Origin of the sequence: Streptomyces sp. MMBL 11-1, from assembly GCF_028622875.1 — a bacterium.
In the GTDB taxonomy this organism is placed as follows: Bacteria; Actinomycetota; Actinomycetes; order Streptomycetales; family Streptomycetaceae; genus Streptomyces.
Genome location: NZ_CP117709.1, coordinates 6,323,088 through 6,346,497 on the forward strand (window position 1 = coordinate 6,323,088; position 23,410 = coordinate 6,346,497).

At 70.5% G+C, this 23,410-nt stretch carries 18 protein-coding genes; 14 read left to right on the forward strand and 4 right to left on the reverse strand.

Annotated elements, in window-relative coordinates:
• Positions 1–163 precede the first annotated feature (163 nt).
• The 5 genes from PSQ21_RS28155 to PSQ21_RS28175 all read left to right on the forward strand — a co-directional run bounded on the left by PSQ21_RS28155 (position 164) and on the right by PSQ21_RS28175 (position 8,915).
• Positions 164–610 (forward strand): hypothetical protein, encoded by a 447-nt coding sequence (locus PSQ21_RS28155; RefSeq protein ID WP_051722254.1) that lies wholly within the window; start codon positions 164–166, stop codon positions 608–610.
• Complete coding sequence (locus PSQ21_RS28160; protein ID WP_274034080.1) at positions 607–2,703, forward strand: Hsp70 family protein; 2,097 nt, start codon at positions 607–609, stop codon at positions 2,701–2,703. The genes PSQ21_RS28155 and PSQ21_RS28160 overlap by 4 nt, the downstream gene beginning before the upstream one ends.
• 2 nt (positions 2,704–2,705) lie before the next feature.
• Positions 2,706–5,672 (forward strand): GTPase, encoded by a 2,967-nt coding sequence (locus tag PSQ21_RS28165; protein WP_274034082.1) that lies wholly within the window; start codon positions 2,706–2,708, stop codon positions 5,670–5,672.
• Complete coding sequence (locus PSQ21_RS28170) at positions 5,665–7,407, forward strand: GTPase (protein ID WP_274034084.1); 1,743 nt, start codon at positions 5,665–5,667, stop codon at positions 7,405–7,407. Before PSQ21_RS28165 ends, PSQ21_RS28170 begins: the two co-directional genes overlap by 8 nt.
• A 155-nt stretch (positions 7,408–7,562) precedes the next feature.
• On the forward strand, positions 7,563–8,915 hold the full coding sequence (locus tag PSQ21_RS28175; protein ID WP_274034086.1) for an endonuclease domain-containing protein: 1,353 nt from the start codon (positions 7,563–7,565) through the stop codon (positions 8,913–8,915).
• A gap of 66 nt (positions 8,916–8,981) precedes the next feature.
• Here the strand turns inward: PSQ21_RS28175 and PSQ21_RS28180 are convergent, their stop codons facing one another.
• Both PSQ21_RS28180 and PSQ21_RS28185 read right to left on the reverse strand, forming a co-directional pair.
• On the reverse strand, positions 8,982–9,167 hold the full coding sequence (locus PSQ21_RS28180; RefSeq protein ID WP_274034087.1) for a DUF397 domain-containing protein: 186 nt from the start codon (positions 9,165–9,167) through the stop codon (positions 8,982–8,984).
• Entirely contained in the window at positions 9,164–10,033 is an 870-nt protein-coding gene (locus PSQ21_RS28185) for a helix-turn-helix domain-containing protein (RefSeq protein ID WP_274034088.1), read from the reverse strand. Before PSQ21_RS28185 ends, PSQ21_RS28180 begins: the two co-directional genes overlap by 4 nt.
• A 169-nt stretch (positions 10,034–10,202) precedes the next feature.
• Between PSQ21_RS28185 and PSQ21_RS28190 the strand changes: the two genes are divergently transcribed.
• From PSQ21_RS28190 to PSQ21_RS28200, 3 genes are all read left to right on the forward strand, one after another.
• Positions 10,203–10,682, forward strand: coding sequence for an ATP-binding protein (locus tag PSQ21_RS28190; RefSeq protein ID WP_112490082.1), 480 nt, complete (start codon positions 10,203–10,205; stop codon positions 10,680–10,682).
• A gap of 141 nt (positions 10,683–10,823) precedes the next feature.
• Complete coding sequence (locus PSQ21_RS28195) at positions 10,824–11,480, forward strand: DUF433 domain-containing protein (RefSeq protein ID WP_112490081.1); 657 nt, start codon at positions 10,824–10,826, stop codon at positions 11,478–11,480.
• Positions 11,470–11,856, forward strand: a complete 387-nt coding sequence (locus PSQ21_RS28200; protein ID WP_030026459.1) for a toxin PIN — start codon at positions 11,470–11,472, stop codon at positions 11,854–11,856. The genes PSQ21_RS28195 and PSQ21_RS28200 overlap by 11 nt, the downstream gene beginning before the upstream one ends.
• A gap of 164 nt (positions 11,857–12,020) precedes the next feature.
• On the opposite strand, the gene PSQ21_RS28205 is transcribed toward PSQ21_RS28200, so the two are convergent.
• On the reverse strand, positions 12,021–12,650 hold the full coding sequence (locus PSQ21_RS28205) for a uracil-DNA glycosylase (RefSeq protein WP_274034090.1): 630 nt from the start codon (positions 12,648–12,650) through the stop codon (positions 12,021–12,023).
• 105 nt (positions 12,651–12,755) lie between these two features.
• Positions 12,756–13,370, reverse strand: a complete 615-nt coding sequence (locus PSQ21_RS28210) for a hypothetical protein (protein WP_274034091.1) — start codon at positions 13,368–13,370, stop codon at positions 12,756–12,758.
• A 205-nt stretch (positions 13,371–13,575) separates the two neighbouring features.
• Here PSQ21_RS28210 and PSQ21_RS28215 point away from each other — a divergent pair, with 205 nt between their 5' ends.
• From PSQ21_RS28215 to PSQ21_RS28240, 6 genes are all read left to right on the forward strand, one after another.
• Positions 13,576–15,960: an AAA family ATPase gene (locus PSQ21_RS28215; protein WP_274034092.1), complete on the forward strand. Its 2,385-nt coding sequence runs from the start codon at positions 13,576–13,578 to the stop codon at positions 15,958–15,960.
• Positions 15,957–16,349, forward strand: a complete 393-nt coding sequence (locus tag PSQ21_RS28220) for a hypothetical protein (protein ID WP_112490078.1) — start codon at positions 15,957–15,959, stop codon at positions 16,347–16,349. Before PSQ21_RS28215 ends, PSQ21_RS28220 begins: the two co-directional genes overlap by 4 nt.
• Positions 16,350–16,373: 24 nt before the next feature.
• Positions 16,374–18,023, forward strand: a complete 1,650-nt coding sequence (locus tag PSQ21_RS28225) for a hypothetical protein (RefSeq protein WP_274034093.1) — start codon at positions 16,374–16,376, stop codon at positions 18,021–18,023.
• 108 nt (positions 18,024–18,131) lie between these two features.
• The gene (locus tag PSQ21_RS28230) at positions 18,132–19,994 is read left to right on the forward strand and encodes a DUF4357 domain-containing protein (protein WP_112490076.1); all 1,863 of its coding nucleotides are present in this window, start codon (positions 18,132–18,134) and stop codon (positions 19,992–19,994) included.
• Positions 19,991–21,205: an McrC family protein gene (locus PSQ21_RS28235; RefSeq protein ID WP_103419644.1), complete on the forward strand. Its 1,215-nt coding sequence runs from the start codon at positions 19,991–19,993 to the stop codon at positions 21,203–21,205. Before PSQ21_RS28230 ends, PSQ21_RS28235 begins: the two co-directional genes overlap by 4 nt.
• Positions 21,206–21,249: 44 nt before the next feature.
• The gene (locus tag PSQ21_RS28240) at positions 21,250–23,406 is read left to right on the forward strand and encodes a UvrD-helicase domain-containing protein (protein WP_103419645.1); all 2,157 of its coding nucleotides are present in this window, start codon (positions 21,250–21,252) and stop codon (positions 23,404–23,406) included.
• Positions 23,407–23,410: the final 4 nt, after the last annotated feature.

A 23,410-nucleotide genomic window follows, 5' to 3' on the forward strand; every position in this document is an offset into this window, starting at 1 on the left:
GAGCCCCAAGCGGGTTCCTCCCAAGGGAAACAACGGCCTCAAGCATCGTAAAGAGAAGCGGCGAGCGGAGGCGGACGCCCCTGTCGCTTCTCCCCGGGCTTCCCAGCAACATTCCGCGGACTCCCCGCGCACCTACCGCCCCGAGGAACTGCTCAGCCCTCACATGCTGCTCGCACGTTTCACCGAGCGGGCGACCGAGCTCCTGGCCGCTGTCCCGGAAGAGGAGAGGCCGACGCAGACCGCTGTGGCGGCTGCCCTGCGCCAGGCCGTTCTGGAGGCGTTCCGCTCCCGGGAGGAGTACGTGGCCCGGATGGTCGAGGTCGATCTGCTCGCCGGCGCGCCCAAGCAGAATGCCACCTCGCTTCGCAAGGGCATCCGTGCCGCCCTGCTGGACCAGGGAGTGCGGTGCGTGGACGCCCCCGACGGCGAGCACGAGCTCTTCGTGGTGGTGGAAGGCGACGGTGAGGCGTTCGAGGTGCTGCGCCCGGCTTACGTGGACCAGGCCACCGGCAAACTGGTGCTCGCCGGGCAACTACGCCGCCTGCCGGGGGCGGGTGGAGCGGACCACTCTGCCGGAGGCGACGACGCCGCGAACGGGGAGGGCGTGTGACCGCGACCGGAATCGATTTCGGGACCACCAACTCCGTGGTGGCCCAGTGGCTGGGCGATGACGTCGACGTGCTGTCGCTGGACGCCCATCACATCGACGCCGACTGGCGTCATCCCGGCTTCGAGTACCTCTTCCCGTCGGTGGTGGGCATGAGCTCACTGCGCCGGGGAGCGTTGTTCGGCTGGGAGGCCAAGCTCCGCTCCGAGGAGGCGGCCGAGGCCTGCAAGCGTCTGCTCAAGAGCGACGAGTACGTCACGATCCACGGCCGCAGGTTCGCGGCCACGACGGTGGCGGCCGGTGTCTTCCAGGCCATGCGCAAGGGAGCGGAGCACAACCTCACCACCATCGACCAGGCCGTGATCACCGTGCCCGCCAACGCCACGGGTGCCGCCCGCTACCGCACGCGCGCCGCCGCGCGGTTCGCCGGCATCGAAGTCCTGGCACTGCTCAACGAGCCGACGGCGGCGGCGATCTCGTACGTGCACGAGCTGCGAGAGGCTCGAACCATCCTGGTCTTCGACTGGGGTGGCGGCACCATCGACGTCACCGTGCTCGACTACCAGGACGGGTTCTTCGAGGAGCTCGCTTCACGGGGTGTGACCGAGTTGGGGGGTCTGGAGATCGATCGCCGCCTGCGTGACCTCGTCCTCGAACGGGCTCCGGCCCGCTCGGCGTGGACGCGCGCGCAGGAGCGGCAGTTCGGGCTGGACGTGGAGCGCAGCAAGATCCGCCTGTCCTCCGAGGAGTCCGTCACCATCAGGACTCCGGACGGCGACACCGTCGAGGTGTGGCAGGGGGAGTTGGAGGACGCCGTCACCGACCTCGTGGACCGTGCTCTCGCGCCGGTTCAGCAGTGCCTCAGCGACCTTCACATGGCGCCCCTGGATGTGGACGCGGTGCTGATGATCGGTGGCACGAGCCAGATCCCGAGTGTCCGGGCCGCGGTTGCCGAGGTCATGCAGCAGCAGCCCGTCGAGGTCGATCTGTGCGATCCCATGACTGCGGTCGCCCGCGGCGCCTCCATCGCGGCAGCCGTACTGTCGGGGGAGGCTGACGGCGTGATCCAGGTGGCGACGAGTCACGCCCTGGGCACGGTCGTCACGGACGACTCCGGACAGCGGGCGTTCAGCCAGATCATCCCGCGCAACTCACCCCTGCCGTGGAAGGAGCGCAAGAGCTACACGCCTCGCCGGGACAACGCACGCAGCCTTGCCGTGGAGATCTGGGAAGGAGACCCCGACCGTCCCCTCGACCACGCTGACAACGTGCAGCTGACGGACCTCCGCCTCACCTACCAAAATCCCCGGGCCCGCGAGGACTCCCGCTTCCTGCTGGAGTACACGTACGACACCAATGGGCTCCTGCACGTCAAGGCGACCCTTGAGCGCACCGGCGAGGAAGTGCTGAACGAGGAGATCAAGAGCTTCAGCTCCGGTGGTCCGACGCCGGCGGTGCGCAGGGAACTCGATGATCTGCTCGCGGGCAACACGGTCACCACGCTCCTGCCGACGCAGACGCGGAGGCGATCCGCGGGCTCGGCTTCCAAGGCGCTCGTGGTCGACGGCTCCAACCTGGCGTGGATCGGCAGGTCGCCCCGACGACCCGGTGTATACGGCAGGGACGACCGGCCGTCCTACGCCCAACTGCTGTCCGCGCGCGACGCCCTGGCATCGCGGTATCCCGATGCCGTGCTCCACGTGGTCGTCGACGCCACCTTCCGGCACAAGGTCGCGGAGGAGGAACGCGCCGCGGTGGACTCGGCGCTCGCTACAGGGAACCTGATCCAGCCCCCGGCCGGAACCGAGGGCAAGGGCGACGCGCTGGTCACGGCGATCGCGCAGGACACGGACGGAATCGTCGTCACCAACGACAACTACGCCGAACTGCAAGGCAGGTACCCCTGGTTGCGGGACAAGGAGCGGGTGCTCGGGGCCACCCTGACCCAGGGCATGTGGGTCTTCACGCCGCGCACCTGCGTACCACCCCGTCATCGGATCGTACGAGCGGAGGCGTTCCAGAAGTCGCGGGCCCTGATTCCTCCGAGCCCAGATCCACTGCCCGAGTTCAGGTACCACCGCCCTCACGAGGAGTAGCGATGCACGGCAGGGCGGTGAACGACAGGACGAGCCTCAGAGCCGAGGTGCTGGCGCTCCTGCTCGAACCGTTGGGGGTGGATGCCATGGTCGGACCGGCCGCACTCCAGCGATTCGCCAAGGAGGTGGACGCGGTCGCCCAGGCGCGCGGGTGTGCCGGCCTGCCGCCGTCCGGGAGCACGCTTCCGTGGGTGTCCGACGCGGTGGCGGCGTGCGTCGAGGAACACGAGCTGGCCCGCCTGACAAGGGCTGGGGGCCGGGCTCCGGCGCCGGACGGGGGCAGGTCTCTCCGGGAACTGAAGCGGCTGGAAGGGTTGCGGACTCATCTCCAGGCGCTGGAAGGCGTGCCGGTGGAAGCGCTTCGGGCGGACGCCGCAGCGGTGGCGGCCGCGGAGCGGCTGCTGCCCGAAGTCCTGGAGCCGTGTCGTCGTGCGGACCGGGAATGGCCCGAGGAGATCTGGCGCTCGATCCGTGAGATCGACATCGAACCCGCGCTGGCCGACCTCGGTCGTCGACGAGGAGGCCGGAAGGCGGCGGAGGCGCGCGAGCTCGTGCTCAGGCACAGTGCTGCGGCGGCCTGGAATCTGCGGAACCGGGAGCTGGTGTCGCTGCTGGAGAAGGTGCGGGACTTCGTCGCCGCGGAGGAATCGTACGAGGCGGTCCTGTCCGAGCGGCCGCAGTGGTGGCGCTGGCTCGCACCGGACGCGCGGTTCGGGTTCAGGTCGGATCGACGTGACGCTCTGCTCTGGGCGATCGAGGTCCGTGACACCGGTGCCGTGTCCGGAAGTACGGTGGACATGCTCGCGGACGACAGCGTGCGGGCGGTGATCGAGCACGGGCTCGCGACGGCGCCCGTGAACACGGCCGTGTCGCCGGCCGCGCCCGCCGCGAGCTCGGCCGCACGGCTCACGGCGGGGCTGCTGGCGGTCGCCTCCCGGACCGACGTCAACGAGCTGCGGGCGTTCGAGTCCTGGTACACGAAGAACGTCGAGTCGTTCGACCGCGTGGCGGCGGCCATGGACCTGTGGCGAACCGAACCGGATCTGCGCGAGGCCCTCGGGGCCCTGGTCGGCGAGCTCGCGCCCGGGACGGTGGACACGAGCCGATCGGCCTACCGCGACATCCAGACCGCTCTCCGGGAGGAGGCCGAGGCTCATCCTTCGCGGGCGCCGTACTCCGCGCACGCGATCGAGAGCGAGGACCTCGTCGGGGTCATCCGCCGCATCGGAGCGCTCGAACGCGAACTGCGCGATGCCGTACGGGTCATGCCCACGGCGCGAGGCAGGCTGCGCGTGGCCATCGCGGGAAGGACCAAGTCCGGGAAGACCACGCTGCGCAAAGCGCTGACCCGTGAGGCGGACCGGACCGGGATCGGGCGAGGGGCGCATCGCACCACGCGGGAGACCTCCGCGTTCCACGTCGGCTCCGTGACGTACCTCGACACGCCCGGCGTCGCCGCGAAGGACGACGACCTCGACGCCACGCGTGCTCGGGCCGCGTGCGACGGCGCCGACGCGGTGATATGGAACTACGCCGACACGCTGCGTGAGGAGGAGTCCGCCGAGCTCCAGCGACTCCTCCTCACGGGGAAACCTCTGCTCGCTGTCGTCAATGTGAAGGGAAAGGTCGACGAACCGCACCGTCTTGAACGCTTCGCAAAGGATCCGGAGAGAGAGTTCGCGTCGGCGACGGGTCACATGGTTCGGATCGAGCAGGTCTCCGCAGCGGTCGGCGTCACGTTGCCCGTTGTCCTCCCGGTCCACTCCGGTGCCGCGCACGAAGCGTTGTCCACGGCGGACCGCGAGCTGGGGGACAGGGCCCTTCGGGCGAGCAGGTTGCCCGAGCTGGAGCAGTCCCTCACCCGGCTCCTGGCCGAGCGTGCGATTCCGCTTCGTGCGGTTCACCTGGCCGAGGACGTGCGGGCGCCGCTCGCGGCGTTCCACGACCGGCTGATCGAGGAACTCCCCGGGATCGGTCTCGCGCTTGCCGAACTCGCATGCTCGACGCCGCGTGACCGGGCAGAGTCGCTGGAAGCCTTCCGGACAGCGGGCCGGGACACGCGTGACCTACTCGAAGCCGAGCGCCACCGCGCCAAGGAGCGGGTGTCGGAGGTGGTTCGGGACCTGGGCGGCGTGGCTGACGCGCAGCGGTGGAGCGACTTCGTCACCGGTTTGGACCTGGAGGGACTTCTCTCCGGTCTCGGGGACGCGTTCGAGCAGGAGGCGCGGAAGCGGGGGGTGCTTCTGCGCGTACGGGCGAACGCCCCGGACCATCAGGACGACGCGCAGCCGCGTGTACGGCCGCGTCCTGACCTGAAGGAGAAGGCCGTGAGCCTGGGCACGGCGGCAGCCAAGGGGGCGGCGACGGCCCTTCTGAGCTCCGTCGCGGCCAAGGGGATCCTCAAGAAGCTTGCGGTCCCCCCTCCCGCGGCGACGTTGGTCTACGCGGTGGAGGGCCTGGCCGGAGCGGCGAAAGCGGTGAGCGGTGAGGTTGCCCGCACGCGGCGGGCGAAGGACGGGTGGACCAGCACGACCACGACCGAGGCTGAGGCCTGCCTCGATGACCTGTTCGACGGACTTGTGGCATGGTCGGCTCGTATCACCGATGACGCGACGGCTCAGATCGATGCCCGGTTCGAGGCGCGGTCCGCGGACATCAGGGTCACGCGGGAGCGGTTCGAGCGACTCTGCGGGCTGCGGACGGCCGTGCGGTCCGCCCTCGACGCGATCGACCTCGTCCTGGCGCGCCGGCTCCTGGCTCTCGCGGGAGGGGACCCGGCGGCGATCCGTCGGGCACGTCGGACGCCGGGAGTCGAATTTCGTGCCTGGGTCGACGCGTCCCGCGTCGCGGACGTGCGGTCGTGTCTGCGGGGCCAGTTCGTGGACGTCCTCACTGAACGGATCGAGATCCGCGCGGATCTCGGATGGCTCGGCACCCTCGAAGGAACCGAAGGGAACACAGATGGCTGACGGTGGTCCGGTCGACGCGCCCACGATCGACGGGGGCCGAAGCGCTCTCGTACTCGCGCTGGCCGCACGTGCCGAAGAGGTCCTGGGCGCTCACCCTCGCACTCGCGCCCTGACCACGAGCCTGCCTCGTGCGGACACGAGCCCGCTGCGGATCGCACTGCTGGGCCCGTACAGCGCGGGGAAGTCCACGCTCGTCGCGGCACTGCTCCGGCTCCCGTCGGCCGACATCGTCGATCTCGTCGACGCGGCGCCCAAGACGCACGAGGCGACGTCGTACGAGTGGAACGGAGCGACGCTGGTCGACCTGCCCGGGACGCTGTCGGGTGTCTACGGGCACGCCGATGCGGCGCGGGGCGGTGTACGTGGTGCGGACGCGCTGATGATCGTGACAACGAGCGAACTGCCGGGCGAAGCAGAGACCAGGACGATTCTGCGGGCTCTCGACGCTGACGGGTTCGCTGACCGGAGTGTGGTCGTCGTCAACAAGATGAACGCCGAGAACAGCGATCGCGATGTCGTCCTCGACGAGATCCGCGGGCGCCTCGGGCCTTTCGCCGACCGCGTCCCGATCGTCCCCACCGACGCACGCGACTACATCGACGCGCTCCATGACCCCACTCTCCCGCCCGATCAGCGACAGTGGCTTGTCGCGGAGAGCGGTATCGACGCTCTGGCGGCCGAGTTGCGGAGAATGACCGCGCCCGGTGTCAGCGGTGTCCGGCCCAAGGCTCAGGCCTTCGAACTCCTTCGAGTGCTGGCGGACGCCGAGCGGCAGTGGGTTCTGGACGGCGAGGAACTCGATGCCGCGGAGAGCGCGAAGAAGGTCGAGGAGTCGATCTCGCGGGCGAAGGAGCGTGTGCTGAGCGCCCTGTTGAGAGGGAGTGAAGTCGTCGCTTCCAGGATCACGACGGCCGGAGACAGGGCCGCTGCCGGCGTCTCGGAGAAGGACGGGGTCGTCCCCGACCGCGTCACTCGTGCCGTCCAGGAGCAACTGGAGCGTGCGAGCAATGAGTTCGACGCGAGTTTCTCTTCGTCGGTGAGGACGGCCTTCGACGCGCTGGTCGCCGAGTACGGAACCGGTGTGCCCGAGCCTGAATCCTGGGGGAACGACCTCGAAGCACGCGAGACGACGTTCGACGGGTCCCCGGATGGCACGCCACCGTTGACGCAGGGGGTCAAGGAAGCGGCGAAGAAGGCCGCGAAGGTGGGTACCGAGAAGGCGGGCGAGTGGATCGGGAAGATCGCGGACGGCGGTAACGGGCCGGGAAGCGCGGCCTCCGCGGTCGTGGAAAAGCTCAGCAAGAACCGGGTGGGCCGGAAGATCCTCGACGCCGGAGGGAAAGTCACCAACGGCGCGGAGAAGTTCAAACCGTGGGGCAAGACCAAGGCGGCCGGCAAGGTAGCCGGTACGGCCCGCAAGGTGCAGTGGGTGCTGGCAGTCACAGGGCCGTTGATGGACCTGACGAGCGTCGCGCAGGACCAGAGCAAGTGGATGGCGCTCAACAAACGGCGGAAGCAGATCAAGGATCACTTCGACGAGGAAGCGCGCGAACAGCGGACCGCTCTCACCGATGCCGGTGAGCGGTACCTGAGCGAGTGGATCACCGAGGTGGAACGGTCGCTCAGCGGTCTCACGAAGCGGGGCTCGGACATCAAAGCCGAGCGTGAAGCGGCCCTGACGGCGATCAAGGGCCTCCGCGAAGAGGCCGAGAAGCTGGTCGGGCCGACCCGCTGACCTGACGGACCGTGGTCCCGGCGGTGAACGCGCCCCGTGATCACGGCCGCCGGGACAGGCGCTCAGGTTCCGATGCGAACCCCGCTGACCGCGACCAGGTGTCCCGGCCGGGGCGCTCGGACCCGTCGGCGTGTCGGCGCCGTTAGCCTGTCGGCATGACGGAGCGTGTCGTGCCCGGCCGTGCGGGCGGCCTGATCACCCTGGAGGCCGCGGACGCGCTGTGGGTCGGGCTGACGGCCGGCGGCGCCGTGCCGACGGCTTCCGGGGTGTTCACCCGCTCGCCCGCCACCCGTGCCCGGACGGGGTACGTCCTGCTCGGGAGCCGCGTGGTCGCGACGGCCAGGGCGGGCGGCGGTCGGTGGGGCGTCGCGGAGCGCGAGGTGCGCCGGGCGGCCGTGGAACTGGGCGCGGTGGTCATGGACCGGCGGGACCTGGTCCGCGTCGGCCCGTTCCGCGGAGCGCCGGAGCCTGAGCCGGAGCGCGACGAGGAGACGCCGCTGCGCTGGCGGTGGCGCGTCGCGGGGGAACTGGGGGAGCCGGGCGGCCCCGGGCGCGGGACACGGCACGAGGACGGCCGGCCGTGTCATCTGGTGGGGATCGACTGGCGACGGCTACTCGTGGAGCACAGCTCCGACGGGACCCGGCGGACGTGGTGGCTGCCGCGCGCGGTGGTGAGGCTGCTAGACGCGGCCGAGCACGCCGAGAGGCGGTGGCTGCGAGCCGCGTGGATCAGTGAGACGGGCACGGCCGTGGCCGAGCCGTCCTCCCACCCCCGGCGGGCCGAGGACGCCGACGGGCGGCGCGCGACGAGCGCCGAGAGCCCCGCCGCCTCATCGCGCCCGTATGGCAGGGAGCTCGAAGGCCAGCTGTACTCGGTGTTCAGCAGAAAGCCCGGCATCTCCCAGAAGGTGGCCGGGTGGGTGTGTGCCGTCTGTGGCGGCGAGCCCGCCACGGTCCTCGATCACTGCCACGAGCACGGCTACGTCCGCGCCCCCGTCTGCCAGTCCTGCAACACGCGGGAACGTCCCGACCATCTGTACGCCAACGACGTCCGGGTCGCGAACCGCTACACCCGCCTCTTCCATACCGACGCCGACGACTGGCTTCGCCACTGGCATCGCTGCACCGGCTGCCGCGCGCGCACCACCCTGCCGCTGCCGCACCTCGCCGCGTGGACCGCCTTCATAGCCTGCTGGTCACTGCGCCCGACCCACCGGGCCCCGCGCGGGCGCGAGCCCTGCGGCACCCTGCGCGTGTCCTGGGCGGGTAGTCAGAACGCGCCTCGGTCCTGCCTGTTCACGGTCACGGTCGATTTCTGCCCCGCCGGCGAGCACCGTGTCCTGGCGCGGGTCTCCTACCGTGAGGCCGCCGAGCGGTTCCGTGGCTGGCTCGCCGAGACGGCCCCCGCCGTGGCCGCCGCGTCCGGCCCCGACCGCCTGGACGGCCTCCCCGCCCAGCCCCGGCCGGTCGTCGTGGATCCCGGCGGCGAGGGCCTGGGACTGTTCTGAGCCGAAGAGCCGCCCGCCGCGTACGGCGACGGGCGGCTCCCGCGTAACACAGGACGGGTGTGCCGCTCAGTCCTCCGCCGCGTACCGCACGAACCGCGTCCAGCCCTCGCGGTCGACCGCAAAGGGCCGGCGCTCCACGTCCTTGGAGTCCCGGACGTGGACGGCCTGCGGGGTGACGGCGACCTCGACGCAGCTGTCGCCCTGGCTGCCGCTGTAGCTGGACTTGAACCAGGCGAGTCCGGTCGTACTCATAGCTCTCCTCGCAGTTGCTCCAACAGACCCCGGGACTCCCTGGGGTTGAGGGCCTGTGAGCGCAGTGTGTCATAGCGCTGGTGGAGCAGACTCACCTCTTTCGGGTCGGAGATCAGCCGCCCGTTCTGCTGCCCCTCGGAGTACCCGAGCCGCCGCCCGTCTGGGGTCTCCAGGAGTTGCAAAGGCCCGTCCAGGCACGCGTGCAAACCCGCGTCCAGGGGGATGACCTGCAACGTCACGTTGCGCGGCGCGCTCGCCTCCAACACGTGATCCAGAAGCTCCCGCATCTCCTCCGTGTCGCCGAACCGGCGCCGGAAGACGTGCTCTTCCACGATGAAACTGAACGGCACAGTCGGCCGCTCCCGCAACATCCTCTGGCGTTTCTGCCGCGCGGCGAGCTGTACGTCCAGCTTTTGATCGGTCAGCAATGGAATGGTGCCCTCGAACACCGCCCGGGCGTACGCCTCCGACTGCAGCAGCCCCGGCACGAGCCGACACTCGTACGTGTACAGGCTGACCGCCACCTTCTCAAGGCGTGCCCACCGCCGGAACCACACCGCGAGACCCGCCTCGGCGCGGGTGAGGAACGGGGCGGACCTCCGCAGCGCCCCCGTGTTCCCCAGGGCCCCTTCCCCTCGCTCGACGAACGCCTCGTCCGGCATCCGCCGCCCCAACTCCACCGATTCCACCGTGTGCTTGGAGAAGCGGACGATCTCCGCGAACTCGGCCCTGCTGAGCCCCGCGTGCTCCCGCAGGGCCTGTACGACGGCCCCGAAGGTCCGCAGGCTGTCCGACGGATCGGGCTCCCGGCCCTGCTCGTCCGTCTCGCCCGCCCCGTCCGTCACGATCTCGACGTCCTCAGCCACCCGCGGCCACCTCCCGACGCACCCGTACCTCGACCGCCGTCCCGGCGATCGACAGCACTCAGCGTGACGCGTACGCCCCCGTACCGTCTACCGCATGTGCCCGTACGCTGACGCAGCGTACGGGTCTCGCTCCTGGCGCGTGCTCCCGCGCCCCCGCCACGCTGGCCTCATGTACGCGACCGGACCCCACCAGCACTCCACCGTATGGACGTTCGCCCAGCGGCTGTCCTCGACCCGTCGCGGTGCCCGCCTCGCCCGCCTGCTCGTCGCCGAGCGGCTGACGGCCTGGGAGGTGTCACCCAGCGTGGCCGAACGGGCGGTACAGATCACCGCCGAACTCGCGGCCAACGCCGTCCTGCACGGCCGTGTCCAGGGCCGTGACTTCCGGGTCGCCCTCACCTGCGCGGCGGCGTCCGGCGGTGTCCGCATCGAGGTCACCGACCCGCGCGGCGAACGGCTTCCCACCCCATCGCCAGGCCCCGGAGGCATCCCCTCCGACACCGAGTCGGGCCGAGGGCTCCTCCTGGTCGCCGCCCTCGCCGACCGCTGGGGCGTGGAGCCGTACCCACCGAGTGGCAAGACGGCGTGGGTCGAGATCGGGCCGGGCGGTGCCGCCCGAAGTCACGAACCCGGACCCCCAACCCGTTGATCGCCTCGACGGTGGCCGCCCGGTGTACTCCGACAGCCGACCACCGACGAGCAGCCCGGGGGAGGGTGCGCACAGAGCCGCGCGGGCAGGCTTGGTGTGGAAGGATTCGAGTATCCGAGGACGGCCGGGAGGAGGGCAGCCATGATCGACAGGTTCACGGACGGGCTTCTCACACCGGCCGAGACGTCGTCCTACCTCCAGATTCCCTCCTCCACCCTGCACAGCTGGCTCCAGGGGAGGGCGGCCGGAGCGCCGCTCGTCCACAGTGTCGACCCCGTGCGGCGAGGACAGCCCTCGGTGCCGTTCGTGGCGGTGGCCGAGGCGTACGTCCTGCGGTCGCTGCGGGACCTCGGGCTCAGGATGAGCGAGATCAGGGAGGCTGCCGGGGCGGTGCGGGCGGCCTTCGACACGCCGTATGGCCTTGTCTCCCGGCGCATCGCCACGGACGGCGTGGACATCTTCATCGAGCACGCCCCCGACGACCTGCGCAGGGCCCGTGACGGGCAGGCGCCGATCCGGGAGGTCGTCGCGGACTACCTGCGCTACCTGTCCTGGGACGCGGGGGACGATTTCCCGTCCAGTCTCCGGCTGCGACAGTACCCGGCCTCCGTGCCGGTCGTGATCGACCCCCGGTTCGGGCACGGCCTGCCGGTGATCGAGGCCAACCGGGTGCCGGTGAAGGCGCTGACCGACCTGTGGGAAGCCGGCGAGTCCGTCGAGGACATCGCGTACGAGTACGACATGGAGCCGGAGCAGGTGGACGCGGTCCGCCAGGCTGTGGTGCGCCTTGCCGCCTGAGTTCTTCCTCGACCGCAACCTCGGACGGCGCGTCGCCGAGGAACTGCGTGCCCGTGGATGGACCGTGCACAGGATCGGCGAGGTCTTCGCGGGCGACGCCCAGGACGTACCGGACGAGGAGTGGATCCTCCACGGGCTCGCCCAGGGGTGGGTGCCTCTGTCGAAAGACGGGCGGATCAAGACACGCGACCGCGAGATCCGGCCGGTCCACGAGCACGCGGCCGTACTCTTCTATCTGGATAACCAACAGCTCCGCAGCCTGGAGATGGTCGAGCGTCTCCACATCTGCCGCGAGGCGATCCACCGGGCGGTCGAAAGGGGCGGCCCCGCCGCCTATGCCGTCCGAGCGGACCGCATCGAGCGCACCTGGCCTTGACTCTCGCACCGCCCCCGCCACCCCCTCCGGGTGGCCGCCCCCCCGCCGGGCGGTGCGCCGCGCGTCCATGCCGACTCACAGCCGATGGCGTCGTCCCCGTCGTGGTCCAGCTGGTGCGGGTCGCGAGCCGACCGAGGCGGACGGGAGGCCGTCTTCCGGCGCTGTCAGGCCCGGAGTATGTCGGCCACTTGGTGGAGCGCGTCCTCGCGGTGCCGCTCGCGCGCCGCGCGGACCTGGGGGTCGGGCGACCACAGTGCCTGCCGGCCCGGGTGGTACGTACGCACCACCTGGAAGTGTTCCTGGCCGGCGAGGGCCGGGTGCGCCTTCTCCAGCCGCCGCCAGGTGGCCTGCGCGTCGCCGCCCTGGAGCAGGACGACGCGGAGGTCCGGCATCAGTCCGAGGAGGCGCACGAGGGCCTGGGCGCCGGCCTTCTGTTCGGAGGCGTCGGGCTTTCGGTTGATGTACCAGGGATAGGCGTTCCAGGGCGTGACGTCGCGGGCGTCGATGCCGGCCTGCTCGAAGGCCCGGCACTGACGCTCGGCGGTCGGGTCGTCGTTCTCCGTGCACAGGAAGCCCGAGCCGGTGCCGTCCTGGGTCTTGGGCCCCGGATCGCGCAGCATGGACAGCACGCGCGCCTCGGTTCCACCGTGCCAAGGAGCGACGTACGGCATCCAGCCCCTGCCGTCCTGGTCCCGCAGGCCGTCGACCAGCTCGTTGATCGCGCGGACGTGTGCCGCGTACCGGTTCCGCTCCTGGTCGGTACGGAACGTCTCGTTCGCCATCTGTCGCGCCATGTCGTCCTCCCCTGCCGTCTCCACCCGAGTGCACGTCGACAGGGGCGGTGCTCGGACTCCTACGCTAGAGGGTGGCACTGACATGTGGGGGCGAGGCCCGAGACGTCAGAAGACGGGTAAGGGCGGCAGCCAGCCCACCGCGCGGAGTGTCGGCATGACCCGGGTGATGACGTACGCCATGACCGGGGTCTCGTCGTCGTCCACGGGGAAGTACAGCGCGTGCTGGAGGGGCTTCACGTCCTGAGGGTGCTCCAGATCGACCAGGGGGAGGTCTTCCTGGTCGAAGGCGGGTTCCAGCGTGACGCCGGGACGGCTCGTCAGAGTCCGCAGGAGCGAGAGCCCGCACTGCGTGGCGAGTTGCGCCGTGGTGAGGGACTTCTTGAAGCTGGCCCGGTCCGAGCCGGTCCTCGGTATGACGGTCCAGGCCATGAGGCGCAGGCGACCCCTTCCGGCGGGCACGGCCTCGATGCCTGCGCGGCGGCGGCCGTGCAGATTGGCCAGGAGGGCGGGCATCTCGGGAACCACCGACGGCTGGTGGAGGACCAGGTCCCGCTCACCGTTGTCCCAGCGGGTGTCGTGCAGGGTGAGTTCAGGGCGACCGGGCAGGACGAGACGCCATTTCACGGCGGTCCCGTTCTCCGTTGATCCGGAGCAGGTGGCTCCGTGGCGCGTCGCGCGGGTGCCTGACCGCCGCAGGGTCAGCTGGTCCGTAAGTCTCATGACGGTTGAGCTTCTCCTCAAGAAGTGTGGCCGTGCGGCCGTCTGGCGGTCACTCATGCCGCCCGGATTCGCGATCGTACACAAATTCGCATGAAGTGTGGCAGGAAATATCTGTTGACGACGTCAACGTCTCTACGTCACCCTGGGGCTCCCGGCTGCGGACTTCGCCGTCGCACCCGCCGTCTCCCGTGCATGGAGCCACACCGTGAGCGACCAGCCCCACCCCTCCCTCCGCGACCTCGTCCTCCAGCGCCTGGCCGCCGCCGGCCTGGAGCCGGAGACGGCGGATCTGCTGCGCGACCTCTTCCCCGGGACTCGGGCCGGAAGCGCCTCCCGAACCGGTCCTCTCTTCCTCCGCTCCATCACGGCCGCCGGGTGGCGAGGCATCGGCCCGGAGACCACGCTCGGCCTCACCCCCGCACCGGGCCTCACCGTGGTCGCCGGACGCAACGGCTCCGGTAAGTCCAGCTTCGCCGAGGCCGCCGAGATGGCACTGACGGGCGACAACTTCCGCTGGCAGGACCGTACTCAGATCTGGCGGCAGGGGTGGCGGAATCTGCACGATCCGGCGGCTCCCCGCGTGGAGGTGGAGTGCCGCCGTGACGGTGCCGACACGCCCGTCACCGTCCGCAGGAGCTGGCACGGCGACGGGCTGGGCGACGCACGGGTGGCGGTCCACCGGCCAGGCCTGCCCGGCGGAGAGCTGGGCGAGGTCGTCGGCGCGGAGGAGCTCGCGCTGTACCGGCCGTTCCTCTCGTACAGCGAACTCGGCGCCGTGATCAACGGCCCCATGACCGCCCTCCATGACGGACTCGCCCAGATCCTCGGCCTGGAGCAGCTCTCCGAGGCCTACAAGGAGGCGGGAGCCCGCCTCAAGGTGATCAAGGACGGCGAGAAGAAGGCCACCGACCTGGCAGCCGCGGTCCTCGCCGAACTGCGGGGCTCCGGCGACCCGAGGGCCGTCGCGGCCGTGGAGGTTCTCTCCGCACGCCGCCCGGACCGCGAACGCGTTCGCACCCTCCTTGCCGCACGGCCCGAGGGCGACACCGCCGAACTCGAAAGGCTGCGCGGGCTGTCCACCCTCGAAGGGCCTGATCTGAGCGACATCAGCGGTGCCGTGACGCGGCTGCGGGAAGCCGCGGCCCGGGCCGATGACGCGCGGTCCGGCTCCGCCGAGGACGCCCGCCGTCTCTCCGACCTCCTGGAGCGGGCGCTCGACCACCGGCGGCGGGCGCGGACCGCCGACTGCCCCGTCTGCGACACGCCCGGACTGCTCGACGACGACTGGGCGGTGCGCGCCCGGGAGCAGGTCGAACGGCTCCAGCGCGAAGCCGCGGAAGCGCAGTCCGCGCGCGACGACCTGCGCGGCGCCATCCGCGCCGTCCACGATCTCGTCCAGCCCGTCCCCGTATGGCTCCGGCCGGAGGACTCGCCGCTCGCCGCCCTCTGGCGGGAATGGTCCCTGTGCCGGAGCGCGACCGACCCCCGCCCGCTGGCGGATCAGGTCGAGCGCCTTTCGGCCGCCCTCGCCGACGCCTGCCGGCAGGAGAGCGAGAAGGCGGCCCGCCTGCTCGCTGATCAGGACGCTGGCTGGCGGCCGCTCGGGGTGCGCCTCGCCGAATGGCTGGCCGTCGCCGACCGGGCCGCCGAGGCCGCATCGCTCGGCAAGCGACTCAAGGACGCGCAGACCTGGCTCAAGAAGGTCACCGACGAACTCCGCGAGGAGCGGCTGCGCCCGTTCGCCGACCAGTCGCAGACCATCTGGAAGCTGCTCTGCGAGCGCAGCAGCGTCACGCTCGGCTCGATCGGCCTGACGGGGACGGCCAACCAGCGCAAGGTGAAGCTTGACGTGTCCGTGGACGACATGGACGCGCCCGCCTTCGGCGTGATGAGCCAGGGTGAACTGCACTCGCTCGCCCTCTCGCTGTTCCTCCCTCGCGCCACCCACCCCGACAGCCCCTTCGGGTTCCTGGTGATCGACGACCCGGTGCAGTCCATGGACCCGGAGAAGGTCGAGGGGCTCGCGCGGGTCCTCCATGCCTGTGCCCAGCGCCGCCAGGTGATCGTCTTCACTCACGACACCCGCCTCCAGCAGGCCATCCGCCACCTGCGCATCCCCGCGACGATCATGCAGGTCTCCCGGCAGACCGACTCCGTCGTCAAGGTCACCCGCACCGACGACCCGGTCTCCCTCGCGCTGAGCGAGGCCCGGGCCGTCGCCAAGGACCCGAACGTGCCGCAGGACGTCGCCGACCGGGTCCTACCCCAGATGTGCCGAGGCGCCCTGGAGGCCGCCTGCCTGGAACCCGCACGGCGCCGCCTGCGGGCCGAAGGCCACGGCCACGCCGACGTCGAGGCCAGGATCGGCAAGGCCCACAAGCTCACCGATCTCGCCGCGCTCGCCTTCTACGACAGCAGCATGGAACCCGCCCAGGTCCTCGCGGCCGTCGCGCAGGACCACGGCCCCTGGGCCCGCGCGCTCATCGAACGGTGCAACGCCGGCGCCCACCAGTTCCTCACCCCGATCGGCGACCGCATGGACCTGGTCCGGGACACCGAGCGCCTCGCGAAGGCGGTGCGCGGCCGATGACCCGTACCCCCGACGAACTGGCCGCGGCCGCCCGTCATCTGCTCCTCCCTCCCCCCGGTATTCCCCACACCCTCGCGCCGGGACTCCGCGCCCGAGCCGCCGCCGCCCTGCTCCGGCTGGCCCTGGACGAGGCCATGGACGGCTTCTGGCGGCGGGTCAGTCCCGCCATGGCGCACAGCCGTGGCCGTACCAAGGCGCTCTGTCTGGAGTGGTACGCCCCGTGCTCCGTGGCCCGTCAGTGGTACGCCGTGTGGTCCGCGCTCAGCGCGGCCTGCCACCACCACACGTATGAACTCCCGCCCACCCCGGGCGAGGTCAGGGCCTGGCACGACGACGTCGTCGAACTGCTCGCCGCCCTCCGCCAAGGACCCGAGCGGACCGAAGCCTGACCGGTGCACCGAAAGGACCACGGCATGGACACACGCCGCTACCGCATGGTCGTCACCAGCGGCCTCGACTACGTCAGCACCGGCGCGCAGGTCGACGCCCGGCTCCGGGACTGGCTGCGTGAACCGCCCAAGAACTACGACATCCAGGCGTTCGCGGAGGGACGCAACGAGATAGCCCGGGGAGTCACGCTCGACCACGACTCGGCGACCGGCACCGGCGGGGCGTACGGGCGTTGGCGCCTCCGGGAGACCGCCCCGGACGGCACCTGGCAGACGACCCTGGTGATCAGGCAGACGGAGAGTCGGCCGACCCGCGTACAGCTGGACGTAGAGCACCTTCCCGACGATCCGGACACGTTGCCGACGCCCGCAAAGACCCCCCGCCTCGCGGCAAGCCTGCTGGACGTCCTCCAGGCCCGCGACGGGCTCGCGGACGTGACCCGGATGCCACAGGTCGTCGAGGCGGCCGACATCGACTCCGTCATCGACGAGTTGTGCGACGCGGAGCGCCGTCTGCCGATCGTCATGGCCACCGCCCCGAACGGGGCCGACTTCGATGTCTGGCTGGAGCGGACCCTGGACCCGCTGGTCCGTCCCCTGGCCGGCCTCGCTATCCTCTACGCCCTCGCGCCCGGGGCGGACAACCGCTTCAACCGGCTCATGGAGTACCACCGGGTGTACGGCGGAGGCACCCGGACCTTCCTTCCAGGTGTGGACCCGGCCTGGGCGGCCGACGGCCAGCGCCACCGCGTCATGTCGCACCGGGTCGTCGCCGAGAACCCGGCCCGGGCCCGCCGCCTGCTCGCCCAGCTTCCCCAGGGCCTCGCCACCCGGGCGCCACTGCCGCCCGAGCTGGACGCGGTACCCGTGTTGCGCGCGCGTACCAAGGAGAGCTCGGGCAGCTCCGAGCTGGAGCGGCTGAGGGACGAGAACCACGCCCTCTTCGAGATCCTCGAGGAAGCCGGGCGCGAGCAGCGGGTACGGGCCGACGAGATCAGGGACCTGAAGAACGAACTCCAGCGCGCCAGGAGCGACGAGATCACGCTGATCGCCGAGTACGACGAGCAGTACCGGGAACTGCATGAGACCCGGGTCCAGCTCGTCACCGTGCAGAAGCGCCTGCTCGCCCTCGGCGCCGCCGAAGCCGCGTACGCCCCGGACGACGGCGGTCCCGCTGTCCCCGAGTCCTTCGCGGAGATCCTGGAACGGATCGAGGAGATGCCTCGCGTGCACTTCACCGGAGCCAGGAAGATCACCCTGGAACTGGACGACCAGGCGTACGGTTCCTCCTGGGTCCGTATGGCCTGGGACGCACTGCTGGCGCTTCGGGACTACGCCGACGTCTCGGTCGACGCCCCCGCCGACGGCGCGGCCTTCCGTGACTTCAAGCAGTGGTGCGAGGACGCTCCGGGCGGCAGGCACGCGATATCGCCCCGTAAGGTCGTGCGCGACGAGTCCAGGACAGTGAAGACGAACACCGTCTGGCGCAAGGAACGGACCTTCCCCGTCCCGGAAAACGTGGATCCCGCCTGCCGGCTGTTCGTGGGCGCGCACGTGAGGATCGGCGGCGGCAACACCGTCGCTCCACGCCTGCACTACCACGACGCCGCCCGCGCCGAGCACGGGATCTTCATCGGATACATCGGGCCGCACCTCACCAACACCCTCACCTGAGGTACGGAGCGGGGCTAAGGTCCTTCTCGGCACCGGCCTTCGGGCATATGCCCTGCCCGTGTCCAAGGACTCACGGGAACGAGGAACGTACGTGAACCAGGAGTGTGCGTGAACGAGGACAGCGGCAACCCCGCCGAGTACCCGGAGTTCCGGCTGCGGCTGCCCGGCGGGGACGGCATCGGGCGGGCGGTCGGCGTCCTCCTCGACGCCGTCGGCACCAACGGGAGCCGCAAGTTCCTGGTCCGGGCCGGTTCGCCGGCCCGGGAGCACGTCATGCCGTCGTTCCCCAAGCACTTCAGCGGCACGTTCAAGCGGCGCGAGGAGCTGAGAGCCGCCGGAGTCCTCGCGCCGTCCGACCGCTGGCCCGGATGGCTGGAGCTGACCGCTGACGTCGAGTGCGGATCGCCGTCCGCCGCCGCCGAGATACTCGTCGGCGCCCCGCGCAACGGCTGGGAGGAGTGGCGCACCGAGGCGGGCACACCGCTGTCCGACTTCATGGAGGGCATGCGTTCCGGGCCCAACCGGGCCTGGCTCGTGCGCGGCTCGAACGTGGCGGGCAGTGACCTCGTCCACCGGCTCTGGCTTCCCGAGGGCAGGGTCACGCTGTCGGCCTCGCGGCTGCGCCAGGGAGTGGCGCAGGGGGCGAGCAAGGAGCGGCTGAGAGCGTTCGTCGAGGAGGACTACGGGACGACGGCGACCTACAACCAGAAGCTGGAGCTCGTCGACGAGCTGTACGCGTTCCTCTCCTGGATGAAGCCGGGCGACACGGTGTGCGGCATCTCCGGGGGCCGCCTGTACGTGGGTGAGATCACCGGAACGGTCGAGCAGACCGCCTCCGAAGGCGGCCGCTCCAACCTGCGCCGCCCCGTCGACTGGCAGAGCAGCGGGTACGCCTACGACGAGCTTCCCGAGGAACTCCAGCAGAAGCTCTCGGCGCAGCACGACGTCGTCGACCTCACCTCCGTGCAGGCCCTCATCGACGGACTCGGCCGTACCGACGAGGAGCTCGCCGACGAGGCCGTGTCCCGGGAACGCGACCCGAGCGAGACCGTCCCGGCCCTCGCGGCCCGGCGTGAGCTGGAGCTTCCCGAGCCGGGCCAGGCCCTCGCCGACGAACTGCTCGTCCACGACGTGGAGTGGCTGCGCGAGGTGAAGGACCTCCTCTGGGACGAACGGCAGCTGGTGCTGTACGGACCGCCGGGCACGGGCAAGACCCACCTGGCCCTCAAACTCGCCGAGTTCCTCGGAGGCGGGCCCGAACGGGTCAAGCTGGTGCAGTTCCATCCGTCGTACGCGTACGAGGACTTCTTCGAAGGCTTCCGGCCGAAGGAGGACCCCGACACCCGGGAGGTCGCCTTCCGGCTGACGGCGGGCCCGCTGCGGGAGCTCGCCGACCTCGCCTCCCGCGAAGGAAACCGCCACATCCCGCACTTCCTGATCATCGACGAGATCAATCGTGCGAATCTGGCCAAGGTCTTCGGAGAGCTCTACTTCCTCCTGGAGTACCGGAACAAGTCGGTCCGCCTGACTTACTCGGGCGACGACTTCGCCCTCCCGTCCAATCTCTTCGTCATCGGCACGATGAACACCGCCGACCGCTCCATCGCCCTTGTCGACGCGGCCATGCGACGGCGCTTCGCCTTCGTGGAGCTCTCGCCGCGTACCGAGCCCACCCAGGGGCTGCTGCGCCGCTGGCTCGCCGCCCAGGACCGCGGCCCCGAGCCGGCGGACCTGCTGGACGCGCTCAACTCCCGCATCGACGACCCCGATTTCCGTATCGGCCCCTCGTACCTGATGAAGAAGGCGGTCTACCGGGAAGGCGGCCTCGACCGCACCTGGCGCACCAAGATCCTTCCGCTCCTGGAGGAGCATCACTACGGAGAGGGAATCGACATTGCCAAGACCTACGGTCTCGAAGCCCTTCGCGCGAACATTGCACCGGCTGCCGGCCCGGGTGAGACCGACGCGTGACTGGCATCCAGCTCGTCGAACACGCCCCGCACACCACCCATGACCTGCCGGCGGCCATCGGCCGGGCACTCGCCGCCTCCCGGATCGTGGACGCGGCGCCCGACCCGTACCGGACCGGGGGATGGCGGCTGCGCGCGGGGAGCAAGGTCGGAGCCTTAGTGGTCAGGGCCCCGGGGGAGGACCCCGTCACCCTGAGGATCACCCCGAAGGTGCCGATCGCCCATCTGTTCTTCCTCCTGGGGTACGCCCTGAACCCGCGGATCCACCAAGAGGGCACGGTGGAGGTGTCGGCGCACACGGAACTGGTTCCCTTCTTCGCCCAGACCTACGAGAGGGCGCAGGAGCGAGCCCTGAGGCAAGGAGTGCTGCAGGGGTACCGGCACACGCAAGAGGCGTCCCCTGTCCTTCGCGGTCGGCTCAGGGAGACCGACCAGGTGCGCCGTCACCACGGACGGCTCTTTCCCCTGGAAGTGGCCTATGACGAGTACACCACCGACATACCCGAGAACCGGCTGCTGCGGGCGGCGACCGAGCGGCTGCTGAGCCTGCCCCGCGTCCCGGCCGGAGTACGGCGGTCCCTCCAGCACCAACGGGCCCGGCTCATCGACGCCGAGCCCCTGCTGCGCGGCGCCGCTCCGCCCCGGTGGCGGCCGAGCCGACTGAACCTCCGCTACCAGCCCGCGCTGCGGCTGGCGGAGACCGTCCTGCGCCGCGAGTCGCCCGAGCACCTGCCGGGTGACGTCACCGTCGACGGATTCCTGCTCGACATGAACAAACTCTTCGAGGACTTCGTCTGCGTGGCCCTGCGTGAGGCCCTCACAGCGCATGGCGGACACTGCGCGCTCCAGGCCAAGGGAGTGCATCTCGACGCGGACGGGACCATCCGCATGAGGCCGGATCTCCTCCGGTACGGGGACGACGGCCGCCCGCTGAACGTGGCCGACGCCAAGTACAAGGCGCAGAAGCCCGACGGTTTTCCCGACGCCGACCTCTACCAGATGCTCGCCTACTGCACAGCGCTGGGTCTTCCCGAGGGGCATCTGATCTACGCCAGGGGCGGCGCGCTTCACGCTTCCCACCGAGTCCGGAACGCGGGGATCGTCATCCACCAGCACGTCCTGGACCTGGAAGGGCCGCCGGCGGAACTGCTCGGGACGGTCCGGGACCTCGCCCGCCTGATGGCCGAGGGCGCGGGCCTCGCATCCCCCTAAGATCGTTTCGGCCGCGCCGCACGCCACGAGGTAAGGAGCCCACCGTGCCCCAGCTCGCCTTCGCGAACAGCTTCTGGGAGAGCTACGACGTGCTGGAGAAGCCCGTCAAAGCCGGAGTGCGCAAGGCGATGACCAAGTTCCAACAGCTCACCGTCGCGGAACTGCACGCCGACAAGGGGCTTCACCTGGAGTCGGTGGACAAGGCGCGCGATCCACGGATGAGGACCATCCGGATCAACGACTTCTGGCGCGGAGTGGTCCTCGCCCCGAACGACGGCAGCGATGTCTTCCTCCTCATCAACGTCGTGCCGCACGACGACGCCTACAGCTGGGCGGCCAAGCGGCTCTACACGGTCAACACCGCCACCCGCGGCCTGGAGGTCCGCAACGTCGTCGCCATCGAGCAACTGACGCCGGCCCTGGAGAAGGCGGCGGCAGTGGCCCCCACTCTGCTCTTCGCCTCCCATTCGGACACCGTGCTGCGGGAACTCGGCATCGACGCGCAGGTGTTGCGGGCGGTGCGCACCATCACGGACCAGGCCCAGCTGGACGCGTTCGGCACCCTGCTTCCCGAGGACCAGTTCGAAGTCCTCCAGTACCTCGCGGAGGGCTTCAGCCCCGAAGAGGTCTACCGCGACCTCGTCACCGCACGGCGGCCCGCCGACGCTCCTGGGGACCCCGCGGACGACCTCGCGTCGGCGATCCTCCACACCAGAAGCCGCATCACACTCGTGACCGGGCCGGACGAGCTGGCCGAGATCCTGGAGAAGCCCTTCGCGGCCTGGCGGGTCTTCCTCCACCCCTCCCAGCGGCGCGTCGCCTACCGCGTGTCCTACGGCGGACCGGCGCAGGTGACCGGAGGCCCAGGCACGGGCAAGACTGTCGTCGCCCTGCATCGCGTCAAGCACCTGTTGTCCCGCTCCGAGGACAGCCGGGTCCTGCTCACCACGTACACCAACGCTCTCGCGGCGAGCCTGCGCGAGAACCTCGCCCTGCTGCTCGACGGCGATGAGGCGCTGCTTCGCAGGGTCGACGTGACGACAGTGAACGCCTACGCGCACCGAGCCCTTCAGGCAGCCGGCGGCCGGACTCTGTCCCTCGTCGGAGACCGTGAGGAGCAGCAGATCTGGCAGCGGGTCGGCAAACGCCTCGGCCTTCCGTGGCCGGAGCAGTTCCTCGCTCAGGAATATCGCCACGTCGTACTCGCCCAGGACATCGGCACGCTCGACGCCTACCGGGGCGCGGTGCGCAGAGGACGCGGCTCGGCGCTGCCCGTAGCCCAGCGAGAGCGGGTCTGGGAGGCGGTCGAGTTCTTCCGGGCCGAACTTGCTGCCCGAGGCGGCCGCACCCACCTCGATGTCTGCGCCCAGGCGGCACGGCTGCTGGAAGGGAAGGTCGCTTCGGACGGCCACGACTACGACCACGTGGTCGTCGATGAGGCGCAGGACCTGCATCCAGCCCAATGGCGGGTGCTGCGGGCAGCTGTGGGCCGTGGACCCGACGACCTCTTCATCACCGGTGACCCCCATCAGCGGATCTACGATTCCAGGGTCTCCCTGGCCTCACTGGGCATCACGGTGACCGGCCGGAGCGGTCGGCTGCGGATCAACTACCGCAGTACGGAGGAGATCCTCGGCTGGTCCACCGGCATTCTGAAGGAGATGGACGTCGAGGATCTCGGGGGCGACGGTGCGGACAGCCTCCTCGGTTACCGCTCACTGCTCCACGGAGGACGCCCTCACGTCAGAGGTCATGCTTCCGAGCAGGTCGAAGTGGACGCGATCGTCGAGCGGATCGAGGAGTGGATCGGCCAAGGCATGCGCCCCGAGGAGATCGGGGTGTGCGCCCGCTTCCACCTGCTCCTGGACAAGGTGTACGACAGGCTCGCGGCTCGGGGCATTCCCGTGGTCCGGGTCAAGGAGGGACCGGGGGCGGGAACGGCAGGGGTGCGCCTCGCGACGATGCACGCGATGAAGGGGCTGGAGTTTCGTGGCGTCGGTGTACTCGGGGTTTCGGACGGCGCACTCCCGTTCGCCCGTGAGGTCACCGCGGCCGCGACGGACAGGCTGCAGAACGAGGCCGATCTGCTGCGTGAGCGGTGCCTGCTCTTCGTCGCCTGCACACGGGCCAGGGAAGCACTGCACGTGTCCTGGAGCGGAAAGCCCAGCCCGTTCGTGCCCCTGCCTTCCGAACTCCCCTGACCGG